Here is a 17,112-nt window from a genome sequence, read left to right as displayed (position 1 = left end):
GGCCGGCAGAACCGGCCATTGACGATGAGTTAATCGGTGACTAAGAGTCATAACCGGACTGAATGTTTTCAAGCACTTCCTTGGTGGACTTGCCATCAACCCAGTCCACTAGTCCCTTCCAGAAGGAGTCGGAACCGACGCTCTTTGGCATCAAGTCCGAACCATCAAAGCGGAAGGTGGTATTTGGATCCTGGAGAAGCTCAACAGCGGAGCGCAGCAGGTCGCTGCTGGCATTTTTAGGATCCAGTCCGGAGTTTGCAGAAATGACGCCACCGAGTGAAACGCGGCTATTGGCCCAGTCTGCGCTGGCTAGGTATTCCTGAACCTTGGCGGTGTCTTCATCGTTGGAGAAGGCAGCAACAAATTCGCCACCGCCAACGACGGATACCGGATCATCGGCCTTAGCAGGTGGGGCAACAAACGCCCAGACATCTCCATCTGGTGCAACGGTGGTCTTTTTACCGTCAGCATTCTTGGAGTCCAAAACATAACCTTCCAAGAAGGATGCCTGGTGGGTCAGTGGGCAGGTTCCCTTGGCCACTGCGGTGGCCACGTCGCCGAATGCGGTGGAGTTGATCGACTTAACGTCACCATATCCGGCATTCACCTGCTTTGGATCCAACAGGATCTTTCCCACCGATTCGAAGGCACTGGTGACTTCTGGGGAAGTAAATTCTAGATCGCCAGCAACCCACTTGTCGTAGGCTTCGGTTCCGGCCTGACGCAGTACGGCGTCTTCAATCCAGTCGGTGCCCGGCCAGCCTGAGGCTTCACCTGAAGCAAATCCGGCACACCACGCTGGCTCGTTGGTCTTCTTAGAAATCTCGGTGCCAAGGTTGGTCATCTCGTCCCAGGTCTTCGGTACGCTCACACCCCACTCTTCGAACTGCTTTGGTGAGTACCAGACATAACCCTTGACGCTGGCCATCAGTGGAACACCGTACTGGACGCCTTCAACCTTGCCGTAGTTCTGCCAGTCTTCGGACCAGTTGCTTTGCAGTTGGCTCTGCACTGCTTCGGGAAGTTTTTGTACCTTGCCTTGCGCCACGGTGGCCTGCAGAAGACCCGGCTGCGGGAATACGGCCAAGTCTGGGGTGTCTCCACCTTGGACCTTGATGCCGATCTGAGATTCAAAGTTCTTGTCGCCCGTGTAGCGGATCTTGATGTTGTTCTCCTCGGACCACTTGGCCCAAGACTTTTCCAACAATTTGGCTTCGAGGCCGGTCACCGGACCATAGATGTCAACAACACCATCGGCCTTACCTACTTGGGCTTCGCCTCCGCCACCACCGGAAGCATTAGGGTCATTCGGGTCTGCACCGCCGGAGCATCCTGCCAGAAGCATGCTGATCGCTGCCACTGAAATAAGCGGCGCGAACTTCAATCCGCGTTTTGTACTTTTCATGCTGTCCTCCACGTTGAGTAGCACCGAGCGCGTTAATCCGGCCTGGCGCGAATGATCTCTCTTATAGTGACGTAGATCATCGACGCGCGTCAACACTTGCGCTTAAATGCACAGCAGAAAGTAGATTATGACTTTGGTTTGGGAGCCGGGCCGGAGCTTTGACGGACAGCCATTTCTGGGGAGACTAGCTCTTGAATGACTTGAGGAACCCGGGCTTCAATCCCTTGCACCAGTGCATCAACGGCCTTCTGGGAGATACGTTCGCCAGGGGGCGCCACTGTGGTCAAGGCAGGAGCAACCATCTCGGCTGATCGACCGCTCACGCCCAACGCGATGACCGAAAGGTCCTGCGGAATTTGCAAGGAGGCCATACCTGCGGCGTTCACGAAGCCAGCGGTGGCGAACTCTTTCAGGCCCAGTACAGCCGTGGGACGCGAGGCTAATTGCAGGTAGGTTTCCAGCGCTTCGCGGCCACCGCGAGCGTTGTTCTCCACCGGGGCTTCAAGCATCGGAATATTTCGCGCCGCCGCTGCTTGGGCGATGGCTCGAGCGGTACGGATGGCCGGGCCGTTGCCGGCTTGTTGATCTTCCACAGACACGTTGATGTACATGATCGATTGGTGACCGAGATCGGCTAGGTAATCCACCGCGATGCGTCCGGCTTCGGCAAAATTATTGTCGACATAGGACAGATCATCGGCGTCATCGGGACGGCCAATGGAAGCAAAAGGGATCTTGGCCCGACGCAGGACATCAAAGCGCGGATCGTTGACCGAGACCTCCATAAGCAGCACACCGGCGACCAGCTTTTGGCCGACCAAACTCTCCAAGCCCATCACATCGGTCGTGGGATTAGACCAGAGCAGCATGTGATAACCCAGCACACGAGCACGTTCCATGGCCGCGGTGACGTACTCGAACTCGGTGGAGGAATAGCCGTCAACACTGGTGGGAAAGTGCAAAGCCAGGATGCCGCGACGCGACCCAGCCAAGCCCTGGGCAAAAGCATCCGGGGTGTAGTTTAGCTCCCGCATGGCTGCCAGAACTTTGGCTTTGGTCGCATCGGAAATAGTTCGCCGGCCACTGATCGCGTAGGACACGGTACTGGGAGAAACTCCGGCTAGGCGCGCCACGTCGTCCCTTGTAGCCATCAGTCCTCCGCCTTTGGTTGTGCTGACACGTAGTTCCTATTGAAACACGTCGGCGGGCGTTGTACCGGTTCAGCGGCTGGCGATAAATGCCTGAACGCAGGCTTCAATATCCTGCGCAGAGTGGGCGGCAGAGAGCTGAACACGAATGCGTGCAGCTCCCTTAGGCACTACGGGGTAGCTAAAGGCCGTGACAAATACGCCGCGTTCGAGCATCTTGGCTGCCACGTCGGCGGCCTTGATTGCATCGCCGAACATTACCGGGATGATCGCATGTTCACCGTCGAGCAGTTCGAAGCCCTCTTCGCTCATCCGGCGGCGGAAGTGCGCTGCATTTTCGAACAGCTTTTCGCGCAGTTCCCCGGAGTCCACTACAAGTTCCAGGGCTTTGATCGTGGCGGCAACAATTGAGGGAGCCAAAGAATTGGAGAACAGGTAAGGACGGGCTTTTTGGCGCAGCATTGCCACGATTTCACCGCGTCCTGAGACGTAACCGCCGGAAGCTCCACCGAGGGCTTTGCCAAAAGTACCGGTGTAGATATCCACCCGGTCAGAGACCCCAGCATGTTCCGGGGTGCCAGCGCCGGTTGCGCCCATGAAGCCCACCGCGTGGGAGTCATCAACCATCACCAGAGCGTTGTATTTGTCGGCCAAATCGCAGATGGCTTCTAGTGGTGCAAGGTAGCCGTCCATGGAGAACACACCGTCGGTGACAATGATGGTGCGCCGTGCGCCCTGTCCATCGTTGAGCTGCGCGGCGGCCTGTAACTGGGTTTCCAGATCGGCCATATCTTGATTGGCATAGCGGAAACGGGCCGCCTTGGACAGACGGATGCCATCAATAATCGAGGCGTGGTTCAACGCATCGGAAATGATGGCGTCTTCCTTGCCAAACAGGGATTCAAAAACGCCACCGTTGGCATCAAAGCAGCTGGAGAACAAGATGGTGTCTTCGGTGCCCAGGAACTGTGAGAGCTTGGCTTCTAGTTCCAGGTGTCCATCTTGGGTGCCGCAGATGAAGCGGACCGAGGCCATGCCGAAGCCGCGCTCGTCCATGGCGGATTTTGCGGCCTGAATAATCTGGGCGTTATCGGCTAGACCTAGGTAGTTATTCGCGCAGAAATTCAGTACCTCGCGGGCATCGGTGCCCAAGGAACCGGCCAGGATGGAGGCGGACTGTGCGGAGTCAATGTGGCGTTCGGCTTTGAATAGGCCGGAGGTCTTTAGCTCTTCAAGCTCGGCGCTGAGCTGGTCTTTAAGGTCGGTGTACATGGGTGGTGCTCCTTGTTGATGCGAGTTGTGCTTAGCTTGCGAAAACGGTCCAGTCGAGAACGACTTTGCCGCCGTGCCCGCCTCGGGCTGCTTCGAATCCCTGCTGCCATTCGGTAGCCGGGACAAAGTCCGTGACTACCGAGGTGATGCGTTCGCGCATAACTTCGGAGCTGGTGAGCATGGCGCTCATGGCGTACCAGGTTTCGAACATTTCGCGGCCGTAGATACCTTTAAGCGTGAGCATGTGAGTGACCACCTTGCCCCAGTTGATGTCAATGGAAGAACTAGGCAAACCGAGCATGCAGATCTTGCCGCCGTGCTTCATGTTCTCGATCATTTCTGGCAAGGCGCTTGCGTGTCCGGACATTTCCATGCCGTAGTCAAAGCCCTCGACCATGCCCAAATCACGCTGCGCCTGGCTGATTCGAGTGGTGCCCACGTTTACTGTCAGGTCCACGCCCATGGATTGGGCCAGCTCGAGTCGTTGGTCCGAGATATCGGTGATGGCGATCTTGCGTGCACCCACGTGGCGGGCTACCGCAGCGGACATCAGACCGATGGGTCCAGCGCCGGTGATCAGTACGTCTTCGCCAACCATCGGGAATTGCAGCGCGGTGTGTACCGCGTTGCCAAAGGGATCAAAGATTGCGCCGAGCAATGGAGTGATGCGCTCGTCGCGGTGAATGTAAACGTTGCTCTCGGGGATCACCACATATTCGGCAAAGGCGCCATCGCGTTGCACGCCAACCGAGTCCACGTTGATGCACATCTGCTTGCGTCCGGCACGACAGTTGCGGCAGATTCCGCAGACCACGTGGCCTTCACCTGATACGCGGTCTCCCACTTTGACGCCGTGGACAAAGGATCCGGTGTCGACAACTTCACCGTAAAACTCGTGGCCTGGCACCAGCGGCGTATTGATCATCGCTTTGGCGGCGTCATCGTAGGCTTCGATGTGCAGGTCGGTGCCGCAAATACCGGTGGTCATCACACGGATTTTGACGTCGTGAACGCCGACTTCTGGCTCGGGGCGGTCCACAAGTTCCAGTCCTGCGTGGGGGCCTGATTTGTACAGTGCTTTCATGCATGATCCTTTAGCGATGGCCGTCGGGATGTGCACGCGACGGACGGTGTTGCTTCAAGTGTCGCACTCAACTCGCACGGAAAACATATTAGAAGAAGATCGATCTACTGATCTATTGCTTTAGCATTTACTTCATGGAATTACATCAGCTACGGATTCTGCGCGAACTCGCGGATCTGGGTAGCGTCAATGCTGTAGCAAAGGCACTTTTTGTCTCTCCCTCTGCAGTTTCTCAGCACCTGGCTCAGTTGCAGCGCGGGTTTCCGGCACCCCTGACGCAGAAGGAAGGCCGTCGGCTGGTGCTGACCGCCGAAGGGAAATTATTAGCTGCGGCTGCTGCTACTGTGGCTTCGACCTTGGCCGAAGCTAATGCGCAAATTCGTACGGTTGATCAAGACCGAGACGTCCCTATTCGCATCGCTGGATTTCACTCGATCGGGCAGACAGTGTTTGCCCCGCTGCTCACCGTTCCACAAGGACAACTGCCACCACTGCACTTTTCCGATGAGGACGTTTCGCAACAAGATTTTCCTGCGCTTACCTCAACCTACGATTTGGTCCTTGCCCACCGCATGCCCCACACCGCGCCCTGGCCAGAAGATCGAATCAAAGTCATACCGTTGGCATTTGAACCTTTGGATATTGCCATCCATCAAGATCATCCGCTAGCCAAGTTTGATCAGCTTTCTCCCGCGCAGGTTATCAATGAACGTTGGGTAGTTTCTCGTCCGGGATACTCCCCCGCCGATGTCCTGGAGACCATTGCGGCCCTGGCGGGCAAGGCGCCTCGAATTGAGCACCGCGTGAATGACTACGCAACTGCCGCTGCGCTGGTAGAAGCCGGTGATTGCCTTGGGATTCTGCCACGATTCACCGTGCGTAAAACCATCGATCCGTCGGTGACTTTACGACCAATCAAAGGTTTAGATTCCGGTAGACAAATCGACCTTCTACTGCGGGCCGAACATCTGCACCGAAGCACCGTCAAAGATGTCATTGAAGCGATTCGAGAAGCGGTTCAGCGGTTGGTTATTGGTTAGCAAGGCATGACGCCTCGAACACACAAGGCCCGCACTCGAACGAGTACGGGCCTTGCTTATGGGTTGTATATTAGCCATTGAAGGTGTCTGGGTTAGGACCGGTACGACCGTCGCGGTCTAGGGAATCAATGTTTGCCAATTCTTCGCCGGTCAGTTCAAAACCGAACAGGTCAAGGTTGGCGATGATGCGTGATTCGGTGACCGACTTAGGGATGATGACGCGTCCCTGCTGCAGGTGCCAGCGCAAGATGACCTGCGCGGCGCTGACCTCGTGAGCCTCGGCAATTGCCAGGATGGTTTCGTCGGTGAGCATTGCGCCCTGAGCCAGTGGGCTCCAAGCCTCGGTGACGATACCGTTCTCAGCGTTAGCGGCAATCACTTCACGATTCTGCAGTGCAGGGTGAAGCTCAACCTGATTTACAGCTGGAACGATAGTTCCTTGTGCAATCAGCTTGTTCAGGTGCTCAGGCTGGAAGTTGGAAACACCGATGGCGCGGATCTTCTTGTCGGCGTACAGCTTCTCAAGAGCCTTCCAAGTTTCAACGTACAGTTCCTTTTCTGGAGCTGGCCAGTGAATCAAGAACAGGTCTAGGTAGTCCAGACCCAAGCGCTCAAGGCTAGCTTCGAGCCCGGCGATGGTCTGCTCGTATCCCATCTCTGCGATCCAGAGCTTGGAGGTGATGAACAGTTCGTCACGGGCAATGCCGGACTGTGCCAATGCCTTGCCGACGCCTTCTTCATTGCCATAGATGGCAGCGGTATCGATGCTGCGGTAGCCGGCCTTCAGTGCCGCTGCTACTGCGGTGGTGGATTCCTCGTTCGGCACCTGGAAGACACCAAAGCCGACCTGTGGCATTTCTACGCCGTTGTTCAGGGTGACGGTTGGGATTGCGGTAGTCATAACTAACTCCTTGAAATTACTTGAGGGACTTGTGAAAATTGTGGATTAGCTAGCTGGAACTAGCTCGGGTGCTGCTGCCGAAGACTTCTTGGCCAGGCCCATAGCAACAAGCACAAGGACCAATGCAGCGAAGGTGATGATGGCGCCGATCCAGATCGGCGAGGTGTAACCCAAGCCTGCAGCGATACCCAGGCCACCGGCCCAAGCACCTAGTGCGTTACCCACGTTGAAGGCACCGATGTTGGCACCTGATGCCAAGGTTGGAGCGTTGCCGGCGTACTGCATGATGCGACTTTGCAGACCAGGAACGGTACCAAAACCGAAGCCACCCATGAGTAGCAAGGCAATGATGGTTGCGATCTGGTTGCTTGCCAAGAAGCCGAAGACCACAAGCACAACGAGCAGGGCTGCGATGAAGAAGAGTAAGGTGCGGTCGATGCTCTTATCGGCCATGCGGCCACCGATCCAGTTACCCACAAAGAGGCCAACACCGAAGAGCATCAGCAACCATGGCACGGTGGTTTCGTTGAAACCGGTGATTTCGGTCAGGGTGTAAGCGATGTAGGTGAAAGCGCCAAACATTCCGCCGTAGCCCAGGATAGTGACGCCCAAAGATAGCCAGACCTGCAAAGAGGTGAAGGCGCCAAGTTCGCGTCGCAGTGAGATTCCTTCTGCTGCGTGCTTGATTGCTGGAACCAAGACAAGGATGCCAATCAATGCAAGTACACCGATTCCGGAAATAGCCCAGAAGGTTGAGCGCCAGCCGGAGTGCTGACCCAGCAGGGTGCCGAATGGAACACCAAGCACGTTAGCGGCGGTCAGGCCGGTGAACATGATGGCGATGGCGCCTGCCTTCTTATTGGCTGGGACCATGTCGGAGGCCACTACCGAACCGATGCCGAAGAATGCTCCGTGACAAAGAGCGGCGATGATGCGGCCAATCATGGCCACTTCGTAGGTGCCCGCCAGTGCGGTGAGCGAGTTGCCGATGATGAAGAGAACCAGCAAACCGACTAGTACCGGCTTGCGTGGAAGACGGACGGTGGCGGCGGTCAGGCCCAAGGCTCCGACAACCACGCTGAGTGCATAACCGGAAATGAGCCAGCCTGCAGCGGCCTCGCTGACTGCGAAGTCGGTGGCTACGTCTGGCAGCAAGCCCATGATGACAAATTCGGTAAGCCCGATGCCAAAAGCACCGATAGCCAACGCAAGGAGGCCGAGCGGCATAGCGTTACTCCTGATACACTAGAAAAAATAGTTGCACACGCTTGTTATTGCGCGATGAACACTATCGTTGCACACGCAACTAACCAGCGCAAGCAAGTAATTTGGAGGAAGCCATGGGAATCGCAGATGATGCGGTAGAAATCCGGGCACGAGGATGGCGTACATTGGCGTCATTGCACGGATTAATCGATGCCGCACTAGAAAAAGATCTCACCACTAAGGTTGGCCTATCTGTGGTCGAGTACACATTGTTGGACGCTTTGAACCGGCAGGATGGTTGGCATATGCGCATGGCGCAGCTTGCTCGCGCCACTGCATTAAGCCCCAGCGCCACCACCCGACTAGTCACCCGGCTAGAAGATCGAAACCTGCTCTCACGCGTACTGTGCGCCGATGATCGCCGCGGGATCTACACCGAGCTGACCCCGTTGGGCCATGAGCTGTATCAGAAGGCCAAGCCCATCCACGATGCCACGTTAGAACGCATCCTGAAGCAAGCCGAAGAACAGCCCGAGCTGGCACCTTTGGCCCGCATTCTTCACGAGTTCTCACTGGCCTAGTCGATCGCCCATTGCGTAGAAGGGGTAGCTTGTTGCGTCCAAAATTCTCTGCCGTCCTCTTTGACTGCGACGGTGTACTCGTTGATTCTGAGTCCATCACCAACGCAGTTCTTCGCCAGATGCTCATCGAGCTTGGATGGAACATTAGCCAAGAAGAATGCATCAGCATCTTCATCGGCAAAGCCCTGAAGGACCAGTGGGAACCAATCCTGACTCACACTGGCGTGCGTATTGATGAGCAATGGATCAGCCAGTTCAGGGAACGCAGAGATGTCGCGTTGCGCTCAAACCTGCAAGCCGTGCCTGGCGCCTTGAACGCAGTACACCTGATTTCACGCGTGTATAAAAACAAGATCGCATGCGCCACGGGAGCAGACCGTGGCAAGGTCGAGATGCAGCTGTCGATTACCGGGATGGCTTCTTCCTTCGGCACTGATGTCTATAGCGGCATGGAATACGCGCACAGTAAACCGGCCCCCGATGTCTACTTGGCCGCCGCCGCTGGACTGGAGATTGATCCCATTCAGGCAGCCGTGGTTGAGGATACCGTTACCGGAGTGACCGCCGGCGTTGCGGCCGGAGCCACGGTCTTTGGATACTGCCCCGGTGGACCGATCAGCAGCACTAAGGAAAAGCTCCTGGCTGCCGGCGCAACCGAGGTGTTCATGCACATGGATCAGTTGCCAGCACTTCTTACCCAGGCCTAGCTGAGGAAAGAACCCGATAGTCGTCGGGGAGGAACTGGTCAGCCCCAGGGCTCCAAAGCAAAGCCCTTTCCTAACGGACCGCGCCCAGCCAACCAGGCAACTAGCTCGACACGCGCTTGCTGGCTCGCCAATCGTTCGGGAACGGTGGCCAGTAGATTGCCAAGATCCCACGCTACGTAGTCTTCGTTCCACTGGCTTGGCGTATATCCCAGCCCAAGATCAACAAGGTGCATTTGTACTTCGCGTAGGCGGTGAGCCGGGCAACCACCGACCCCATAGTGCCCACCTCCCATGAAATCGGAGTTGGGCCAGCCAGCCTGTTCGCTTTGCTCAAGAATTCCATCTAAACGGCGAACACTCGATTCCAGGTCAGCCAAGATTTCAGCTGCTGAGTCCTTCGCACCGTCCTCAATTTCCTGACGCCGTTGCTCTGGACCGTTCGCGTATTTGGGAACATCCTCACCATTCAAGGCCCCGTCCAGACGACGTGCATGTGCATCGGCATTTCGCGCAAGATGCGTCAACACGTGGCCCACCGACCAATCAGGCAAATTACTGTTCTGCCGCATTTCCGCCTCGCTGAGGCCAGCCACATGCTGCAATAATTCCGCGTGGGATTTGAGACATAAACGTGCCGCTATGCTCGGATTTTTCTCGAGATCCATGGTGATCCTCTCGCTGACCAGATCAGACAGTGCTCAGTTGCTTGAATTCAGCTTACGGTCTGAGCTACCAAGGAGTACTCCCAGGCTCTCGCGTCCGACTATGCCCAGAAGATCATCGGCGCCAAGATCTGCGGTCAGCATGGCGTATCGAAGCCCCCAACCACGCGCTCGTTTCCACGTTGGACTGCCAACTTCAATGCCGTAACTCTCGAACGCCCGGCTGATGCCCGCAGGCGTGAAATGCATCCAGAACATACCTAGATCCGAGGCCGGGTCGCCAACACACAAGTCCCCGTAATCGACTAGACAGACCGACAGATGTGGCAGATCGTGACCAACAACGGTGTTGTGTGGATGCGGGTCACCATGCAGCCATACTTGGGCATCTTCATAGTTCCCCGCCTCCAACGCATCCTGCCAAATTGCTAAAGCACCGGCCTGTAAGGCGGCATCCAAGTTTGCAATTTGCTCACGCGTTCGCGCATCAACCAGCGTCAAGGCACAACCACGAAACTCGCTTCGCGGCTCCGTCGAGCTGGCGGGTTGATGCAGAGCTCGCAACAGTTCAGAAAATACTTCCGCGTATTCATCGCGATCTTGGCGTTTGAGTTGAGCTGCGCTATTTCCAGGAACGTAGCGGCAAATCGAAAAGGTAAAGGGGTACCTGCCAGTCGGCTGACCTTCAAAGATCACTAGGCCAATATCCACCCCGGTGTCCTTTGCCAGCAGCGGAAGCCAACGGCGCTCTTTGATGCCGATCTCCTCCCCCATTTGTCTTCGGGGTAGGCGGATCAGCAGGGAATCTCCGAGACGATAAACCTCGTTATCCCAACCGGTGGCAAGATAGCTGATTTTTTCATGAGCCCACTGTGGCGCTTGTGTAGCTATCAGCTCACGAACCATTGCCAGATCGATGGCGACTTCTGCCTCGGGCATGACGGACTTCTTAGCTGGCGGGTTGCTCATCGCTCAATACTAATCTTTCACTCGGAATGGACCCTGCTCTGACCCCTCGAAGCGAACTCAGAATTGGGACCGGCCTGCCGTCACGAATTGATTTGGGAGCCGACCCTGATGGCAAAATGATGATCAAAAACCACTTAGATTCTTGAGGAAGCTGACCTCTATGCAGGCACTGCCCAGCGTTCGCTACGCAGATCTTTCGGCACAGCCGTGGAAGAACGGCAAGGGCGTATCGCGCACTGTCCTTAGCGATGCAGATGCCCGTGGGCCGTGGTCGTGGAAAGTTAGCGTAGCGGAAATTTCTCAGGCTCAGCCCTATAGCCAATACCCTGGAATCCAGCGGATTCAGGTCGCCCTAGGCCCTGGCGAGATCGACTTGAATATTGGTGGCCAAGCCCATAGTCTTCACGCAGGTGAACAGGTAGCGTTCGCTGGTGAAGATGAAGTTTCAGTTGCGCCATTTGGCACTGGATTCTTGGCCCTCAACCTTATGTTCGTCGGCGAAAAGTGGGAGGCCAAGGTGTCGACTATCGGCGCTGCCAGCCTCAGGGCAACAAGTGATGAAGTGAAAATCCTTGTTGCACTAGACGAGTATTGCCGGGCTGACGGCGATCCTCTGGCTCGGCTGGATGCACTCATAGTTCCCGCAGAATCACAGGTCACCACCGCGGGTCATTTTTATCTGGTGGCCTTCACCCCTTTAGCCAAGGTCAGTGACTCCGAGGCCTGAGCTCGATAGCGATGCGTCCCGGTCAAGTACCTTTGGATGGTCGGGCCGACCTCAGCGACGATCTCCTCATGAGTCCGCGAGGAAATGTCCGGGAGTTGGATGACATAGCGGGTGAAGCCAATGCCGAGCATGTGAGCGGCGGCTAGGGCAACTCGCTTGCTTTGATCCGGATCAGCTTCGGAGAGCTGCGGAACGCCGCGCATTCGTGATCCGAGGACCGTCTTGAGCATTTCCGCCGCGCTATTTGAAGTGGAAGCGGACCGAACTAGTGCCAACATGATGTGGCGAGTTTCCTCTTCTTCCCAAAGGTGAAGGTAGGTATCGACCACTCGGGAACCTATATGGGCAGGATCACCAAGAAAGGCATTTCCTAGTCGCTGTGGGATGGTTGTGTGCTCAGTCAAGGTTGTCGCAAATAGGGTCGCCTTGTCCCCAAAGAAGTGGCGAATCAGTGCCGGGTCAACACCGGCTGACGTGGCAATAGTTCGAATTGACGTCGAGTCATAACCCCTCTGCGAAAACAGTTCTCGCGCAGCATCCAGAATTGCTTCCTTCGTGCCACTATCACCGGAACGACGTCCAGTGGGGCGCTTATGGAGGGGCTGTTCGTCTTGATCACTCATATTTCCAGTATACTTCTACACCTGAGGAATTCCTCAGGTGTAGAGTTAATGATCAAGAGCCGTGACATCTCAAAATCTGACTCTGAGTGGAGAAGCTCATTCGGGACCTAACAGTTCTCGTCGAAAGCCACTCTCTGCCATAAAACTTCCCTCAAGAAGACCGTCGGTCGCAGATTTTACCTATCTGTCACTGCCCGCCCTCGTGCTGAAATCAACGGAGGAGTCAGCCATGAAATCCCAAGTAACCACCCCAACACCACATACAAAATGGCCAGTCGCGGTGATCATCGGAGCCCTAGCCTCACTCGTGCTGGCAGTTGTTGTGCTCGCCTTCCTCTGGCCCGGCAAAACCGCGCAGGCAGAAAATCTGCCGGTCAGCATTTCAGGCGATCAGGCCAAAGTATCCGCTCTCCAAAGCGCCATGGGCCAGAGCAATACCTTCGAGTTCGTCACGGCACAAGACCGCGCGGATGCCGTGGACCAAATTGAATCCCAGCAAACGTACGGCGCCATCGTCTTGGGTTCAGGCACCGAAGTTCCTGAGGTTTTGACCGCTCCAGCAGCAAGCCCGGTATCAGCTCAGATGCTAACGGGCGTAGCTACTCAGTTGCAGGCTCAGGTGTCGCAGCAAGTAGCTAAAGCTGGCGGCGACCCAGCGTCCGTGAAGGTCTCGGTCACCCCAGTGGTCCCCTTCTCCGAGCATGATCCAAATGGTTCCGGGCTTGCTTCAGCGTCCTTCCCGATGGCCATCGGCGGCATGATTGGCGGCGTACTTATTTCATTGCTGATCACCGGCCCAGTGCGGCGATTGGTCGCCGTAGCTAGCTTTGCAATTTTCGCAGGGCTCGTCATCGCGTTCATTATGCAGACCTGGTTCCAGTACCTGCAGGGTGACTTCTTGATGAATGCCCTGGCCATGGGACTGACAATGATGGCAACCGCTGCCTTCATTGTTGGCTGCACCTCGCTGATTGGCCGGGCAGGTATCGGAATTGGCGCCGTACTGACGATGTTTATCGGCAATCCCCTGTCGGGTGCAACCATGCCGTGGCAATTCTTGGCAGCGCCATGGGGTGCGATTGGACAGCATCTGGTCCCAGGCGCTTCCGGATCACTCATTCGATCGCTGAGCTACTTCCCTGAAGCTTCTACCGCTGGTCAGTGGTGGACTCTTGGCGCATGGGTCTTGCTCGGTGTCGTGTTGACTTTGATTGGGCATTTCCGTGCCAAAGAATCAATGCACATGCCAGAAAGCACGCTGGAAACATCCCATGCTGGGAAGCACGCTTCCTGATCAAGCTGAGCAGCCAACTTGTTAATGGCCAGTTGGCGTGGTTCTGAACAGAACACTTTTCTAGAGCACGGACGGATCTGATCCGCCGTGCTCTAGAAGTACACTCTGGACTAGTCGCTTACCTATCCAGATAAGGAACTACCCTCAGGATCCGGTCTAGAATCATGGCATGAGTTCATCGGCAGCCAGCGAACAAATTCTCGTTCAACTTATCCTTGAAAAGTTTGACCAGCTCTATAAAACTATCGATGATATTCCAGAGGAATTGATCAACAGCTGTTTGCCGATCGAAGGCAGCAATTCGCCGGTGCAAATCTTGTTGCACTGTTGCGGCATGATGCGTCGCTGGTCTTCAACGGTCAACCTCGGCATCGCAGTCCCCCGAGATCGGGACGCTGAGTTCAACGCAAACATGGTGAAGGCGGAAGCACTGATGTTGGCTTCCGAAGCCCGAACAGCATTCGTTGCAGATATCTCGCGCACCGAGTTACAGCAGCCTCCCGCCGTTGTGCCACCGGGTCGTGACGTCGAATATTGGATGGCCACCTGCGAAGGCGTCCTCATGCATGTATACGAAGAGCTTTGCCAACACTTGGGCCATCTAGAACTCACTCGCGATTTCTTGTGCCACCCCGCTAAATGAGATCCTGATCATCGAAGTCAGACTTTCAAGTCGTTCCAGTCGAACCGGGTAGTTTCACCACTCTCCCAGTCCTGACGAAGAATTGCGTAGGCGACTGACGCCACTCTTGTACCGTCATCGGCGGGCCAACTCATCCGGTAATGGGCTTCCTTGAGAAAACCAGCTTTAACGAAAGTTTTGCGCATCGCAAGATTGTCTTCTCTGGTTTGGCCCTCGAATCGCAGAGTCTCAGGGTGGTCGTTAAAGACCTTGGCAGTTAATTCCTTTAGCACTAGGACACCCAGACCTACTCCCCGATAAGTCCCCGCCAAGCGCAGGTCAAACATTGGGGTGTCGTCTTCCAGGTCTTCCAGCACTGCCATTCCGAGGCATTCGCCGTCGCCAATGATCCTAAAACCCTAGCTCTCGTTGTTCCAATATCTTCCGCCTTCGACTACACCTGTTAACTCCACTTCTGTCCATTCTCGACGAACGTGGAACGGGAAGTTGTTGGTAGATAAAAACGTGACGATGGCGTTGCTGTCTTCCGGTCCCATCGACGTAAACGAGATCTTCATGGCGCCAGCCTACACAAGCCATGTCGGTCTTGATTAGCCTATTCATGAATGCAGGTGTCAATCTCGCTCTAGAAAATGGCCACTGTCATGTCATACCTCTGTCACTGAACTCAAGACGTCCTGCGTGGAAACCACCTGAGCAAAGCCACCTCCATGCAGATTCGTCGCCGTAACCTGCATGAGAGTGGCTGCCGAAATTACGGTGTCATCGGGTCCTGCCAGATCAAAAGTTCGGGTAGCGTCGAGCGGCACGATGACATCGAACCCAAGATTGCCTCCCATGCGAGCGGTCGTTTCTACACATAAGTTGGTTTGGATTCCACAGACAACAATCTGATTGATCTGCCTAGCTCTAAGCCACTGTTCCAAATCCGGAGCACCATAGAATGATGAGTTCACCGTTTTGGACACCAATAGATCAGGGATGACCCCCTGCACCGATTCTTGAAGTTCATTTCCTGGCCCTTGGACGTACAAGGGCGAATCCGAATTTCGACTATCGTGCCTAACTATGACTATCGGCATTTGCTTTGAGGACCAAGCCTCTAGCAGTTGCTCAACGTTGTTCTCGCATGCGGGGTAATTGATCGTTGGACCCCATGAGGCATCGTAAAAACCATGCTGCATATCAACCACAATCAATGCTGTCTTTTCATTTCTAATCATGTCTCTAGTTCATCAGTGTTCAAAGAACTCAAACAGTGGCAGGAATGACAGTGTTCGATAAGATTGCGCCATGACCATTGTGGGAATCTTAGTTGGCCCGGGACGCCGTGCGTTTGATCTTGCGGTTGTGCGCGAGGTGTACGATGACCGCTCGGATCGAGGGCTCCCCCGGCCAACGGTGCGAATCCTTGCCGCCAGGGCAATCACTGATCTTGATCCGCTCCACTCGATACGCCGCACCCATGGTCTGGATACGGTGGAGGAGCTCGACATGCTTGTGGTTCCTGGAAGTGAAGACCCACTCGCGGAACCTGATTCTCGGGAAGTTTCAACGGTTTCACGGGCCGCATCAGCCGGCGTTCTTGTAGCATCGTTATGCACCGGGGCATTCACGCTGGCTGCCGCCGGACTTCTTGATGGACGACAGGCAACGACGCACTGGCGTTTTGCCGATGATCTAGCCCGACGCTACCCAAGAATTCACGTCAAAGCACGCGATTTATATTGCGGCGAGGACAAAGTATGGACTTCGGCCGGCGTCACCGCCGGAGTTGATCTCTTATTGCAATTGGTTCGTCTGGACTGGGGAACCAGCGCCGCAGAGACTGTCGCAAAGGCCATGGTCACCCCAGTTTTTAGACCGGGTACTCAAGCTCAATTTGCGGATACGAACACTCCAACAAGCTCGGCGCCATCAGTCGAAAACCTGCATTTTGAGGTCAGAGCAGATCTTCAACGACCGTGGAGCGTCAAAGACCTCTCAGCAATTTGCACAATGTCTCCGCGGACTTTTCACCGTTGGTTCTCTGACGCTGTAGGAACAACACCTGTCAGATGGCTCAATGATCTACGGGTACAAGAGGCTCAACGGCTTCTGGAACAAACTGACTTGTCGGTAGGTGTCATAGCTCGCGAGGTCGGCTTCTCATCAGACGATCTACTGCGAAAGCACTTCACCGCCAGGCTGGGGATCACACCAACCAGTCACGCATCGACGTTCCGTCAACCACGTCCTTGATGAACTGAGACTTTTTGCTCGTATAGGCAAGGCGGTCCCTTCCAACGCTCTTGGCCAATCCCAGTTTCAGATTTGCGTAAGCAACGACCAAAGTTGCCTCTGTTCTGAGTCGATCTCGAAACACCAGATGATCTTGTTCCCACTTTGGTCCAGTCTCACACACGTGAACATGCACGGTTCGTGGTTTCCCCGCAACCGGGCGAAAGAGACGATGGTCGATTTGTCGATGTCGCACCACCGGGCTCAGACCTTCAAGGGCACTACGATGCACAGACGCGTCTGCGATATCTGGAATGCCAAATATTGATGCTCAGCGAACCCTTGAGCTCAATCAATTCAGGATTCGCCGACGAGCCCATGACGTTTTTTCTTACAGGTGGCTCCACTCATCCAAAAGGACTATAGAAAATCACTTGACGTGAGCATAGTGTTAAAGCCGACTAGAAAACACCATTTGCACCGCGTTGAAGCTTGGTGCCGCTCATGCTGAAGGGAACGTGGGACTTTTGCTGGCTTGGCTAGGGTTAGACGGTAAATCCAAAAACGAATCGGTGCCACTTTGGAACGGTGTCAGCGAAAAGGCCAAATGGGGTTCGCTTCTGGTGTGTC

The 17,112-nt window shown here is 55.3% G+C and carries 19 protein-coding genes; 7 read left to right on the top strand and 12 right to left on the bottom strand.

Annotation, left to right across the window (positions count from 1 at the left end):
* Positions 1–40: 40 nt before the first annotated feature.
* The 4 genes from AC1Z3F_RS01665 to tdh form a co-directional block, all read right to left on the bottom strand.
* Complete coding sequence (locus AC1Z3F_RS01665) at positions 41–1,405, bottom strand: ABC transporter substrate-binding protein (protein ID WP_483566437.1); 1,365 nt, start codon at positions 1,403–1,405, stop codon at positions 41–43.
* A gap of 125 nt (positions 1,406–1,530) precedes the next feature.
* Complete coding sequence (locus tag AC1Z3F_RS01660; protein ID WP_483566436.1) at positions 1,531–2,556, bottom strand: LacI family DNA-binding transcriptional regulator; 1,026 nt, start codon at positions 2,554–2,556, stop codon at positions 1,531–1,533.
* 69 nt (positions 2,557–2,625) lie between these two features.
* Positions 2,626–3,825 carry a glycine C-acetyltransferase gene (locus tag AC1Z3F_RS01655; protein WP_483566435.1) on the bottom strand — a complete coding sequence of 400 codons (1,200 nt, stop codon included), beginning with the start codon at positions 3,823–3,825 and terminating at the stop codon, positions 2,626–2,628.
* A gap of 31 nt (positions 3,826–3,856) precedes the next feature.
* On the bottom strand, positions 3,857–4,909 hold the full coding sequence (gene tdh / locus AC1Z3F_RS01650; RefSeq protein ID WP_483566434.1) for an L-threonine 3-dehydrogenase: 1,053 nt from the start codon (positions 4,907–4,909) through the stop codon (positions 3,857–3,859).
* A 134-nt stretch (positions 4,910–5,043) separates the two neighbouring features.
* On the opposite strand from tdh, the gene AC1Z3F_RS01645 reads away from it, so the two are divergent.
* Positions 5,044–5,949: a LysR family transcriptional regulator gene (locus AC1Z3F_RS01645; protein WP_483566432.1), complete on the top strand. Its 906-nt coding sequence runs from the start codon at positions 5,044–5,046 to the stop codon at positions 5,947–5,949.
* 70 nt (positions 5,950–6,019) lie between these two features.
* On the opposite strand, the gene AC1Z3F_RS01640 is transcribed toward AC1Z3F_RS01645, so the two are convergent.
* On the bottom strand, positions 6,020–6,850 hold the full coding sequence (locus AC1Z3F_RS01640) for an aldo/keto reductase (protein ID WP_483566430.1): 831 nt from the start codon (positions 6,848–6,850) through the stop codon (positions 6,020–6,022).
* 45 nt (positions 6,851–6,895) lie between these two features.
* Positions 6,896–8,077, bottom strand: a complete 1,182-nt coding sequence (locus tag AC1Z3F_RS01635) for an MFS transporter (RefSeq protein ID WP_483566429.1) — start codon at positions 8,075–8,077, stop codon at positions 6,896–6,898.
* Between the two features lie 113 nt (positions 8,078–8,190).
* Between AC1Z3F_RS01635 and AC1Z3F_RS01630 the strand changes: the two genes are divergently transcribed.
* Together AC1Z3F_RS01630 and AC1Z3F_RS01625 are read left to right on the top strand one after the other, a co-directional pair.
* Complete coding sequence (locus AC1Z3F_RS01630; protein WP_483566428.1) at positions 8,191–8,637, top strand: MarR family winged helix-turn-helix transcriptional regulator; 447 nt, start codon at positions 8,191–8,193, stop codon at positions 8,635–8,637.
* Positions 8,638–8,666: 29 nt separating this feature from the next.
* Positions 8,667–9,344, top strand: coding sequence for an HAD family hydrolase (locus tag AC1Z3F_RS01625; RefSeq protein ID WP_483566427.1), 678 nt, complete (start codon positions 8,667–8,669; stop codon positions 9,342–9,344).
* Between the two features lie 38 nt (positions 9,345–9,382).
* Here the strand turns inward: AC1Z3F_RS01625 and AC1Z3F_RS01620 are convergent, their stop codons facing one another.
* Both AC1Z3F_RS01620 and AC1Z3F_RS01615 read right to left on the bottom strand, forming a co-directional pair.
* Positions 9,383–10,009, bottom strand: coding sequence for a maleylpyruvate isomerase N-terminal domain-containing protein (locus AC1Z3F_RS01620; RefSeq protein ID WP_483566426.1), 627 nt, complete (start codon positions 10,007–10,009; stop codon positions 9,383–9,385).
* 33 nt (positions 10,010–10,042) lie between these two features.
* Positions 10,043–10,975: an aminoglycoside phosphotransferase family protein gene (locus AC1Z3F_RS01615; protein WP_483566425.1), complete on the bottom strand. Its 933-nt coding sequence runs from the start codon at positions 10,973–10,975 to the stop codon at positions 10,043–10,045.
* A gap of 142 nt (positions 10,976–11,117) precedes the next feature.
* Between AC1Z3F_RS01615 and AC1Z3F_RS01610 the strand changes: the two genes are divergently transcribed.
* Complete coding sequence (locus AC1Z3F_RS01610; RefSeq protein WP_483566424.1) at positions 11,118–11,702, top strand: HutD/Ves family protein; 585 nt, start codon at positions 11,118–11,120, stop codon at positions 11,700–11,702.
* Here the strand turns inward: AC1Z3F_RS01610 and AC1Z3F_RS01605 are convergent.
* On the bottom strand, positions 11,651–12,325 hold the full coding sequence (locus tag AC1Z3F_RS01605) for a TetR/AcrR family transcriptional regulator (RefSeq protein ID WP_483566422.1): 675 nt from the start codon (positions 12,323–12,325) through the stop codon (positions 11,651–11,653). The two genes, AC1Z3F_RS01610 and AC1Z3F_RS01605, sit on opposite strands and share 52 nt — an antisense overlap.
* Positions 12,326–12,554: 229 nt before the next feature.
* On the opposite strand from AC1Z3F_RS01605, the gene AC1Z3F_RS01600 reads away from it, so the two are divergent.
* Both AC1Z3F_RS01600 and AC1Z3F_RS01595 read left to right on the top strand, forming a co-directional pair.
* Positions 12,555–13,619 (top strand): hypothetical protein, encoded by a 1,065-nt coding sequence (locus AC1Z3F_RS01600; protein WP_483566421.1) that lies wholly within the window; start codon positions 12,555–12,557, stop codon positions 13,617–13,619.
* Positions 13,620–13,788: 169 nt separating this feature from the next.
* Positions 13,789–14,262 (top strand): mycothiol transferase, encoded by a 474-nt coding sequence (locus AC1Z3F_RS01595; protein ID WP_483566420.1) that lies wholly within the window; start codon positions 13,789–13,791, stop codon positions 14,260–14,262.
* A 17-nt stretch (positions 14,263–14,279) separates the two neighbouring features.
* Here the strand turns inward: AC1Z3F_RS01595 and AC1Z3F_RS01590 are convergent, their stop codons facing one another.
* Together AC1Z3F_RS01590 and AC1Z3F_RS01585 are read right to left on the bottom strand one after the other, a co-directional pair.
* Positions 14,280–14,624, bottom strand: coding sequence for a GNAT family N-acetyltransferase (locus tag AC1Z3F_RS01590; RefSeq protein WP_483566419.1), 345 nt, complete (start codon positions 14,622–14,624; stop codon positions 14,280–14,282).
* Between the two features lie 285 nt (positions 14,625–14,909).
* Positions 14,910–15,485: a cysteine hydrolase family protein gene (locus AC1Z3F_RS01585; RefSeq protein WP_483566418.1), complete on the bottom strand. Its 576-nt coding sequence runs from the start codon at positions 15,483–15,485 to the stop codon at positions 14,910–14,912.
* A gap of 70 nt (positions 15,486–15,555) precedes the next feature.
* Between AC1Z3F_RS01585 and AC1Z3F_RS01580 the strand changes: the two genes are divergently transcribed.
* Positions 15,556–16,503, top strand: coding sequence for a GlxA family transcriptional regulator (locus AC1Z3F_RS01580; protein WP_483566417.1), 948 nt, complete (start codon positions 15,556–15,558; stop codon positions 16,501–16,503).
* Here the strand turns inward: AC1Z3F_RS01580 and AC1Z3F_RS01575 are convergent.
* Positions 16,457–16,738: a GrpB family protein gene (locus AC1Z3F_RS01575; RefSeq protein WP_483566929.1), complete on the bottom strand. Its 282-nt coding sequence runs from the start codon at positions 16,736–16,738 to the stop codon at positions 16,457–16,459. The two genes, AC1Z3F_RS01580 and AC1Z3F_RS01575, sit on opposite strands and share 47 nt — an antisense overlap.
* Positions 16,739–17,112 lie beyond the last annotated feature (374 nt).

Source organism: Glutamicibacter sp. MOO4, from assembly GCF_056934395.1.
Note: the sequence above shows the minus strand (reverse complement) of the source record. Positions and strands in the feature narration are given on the sequence as shown.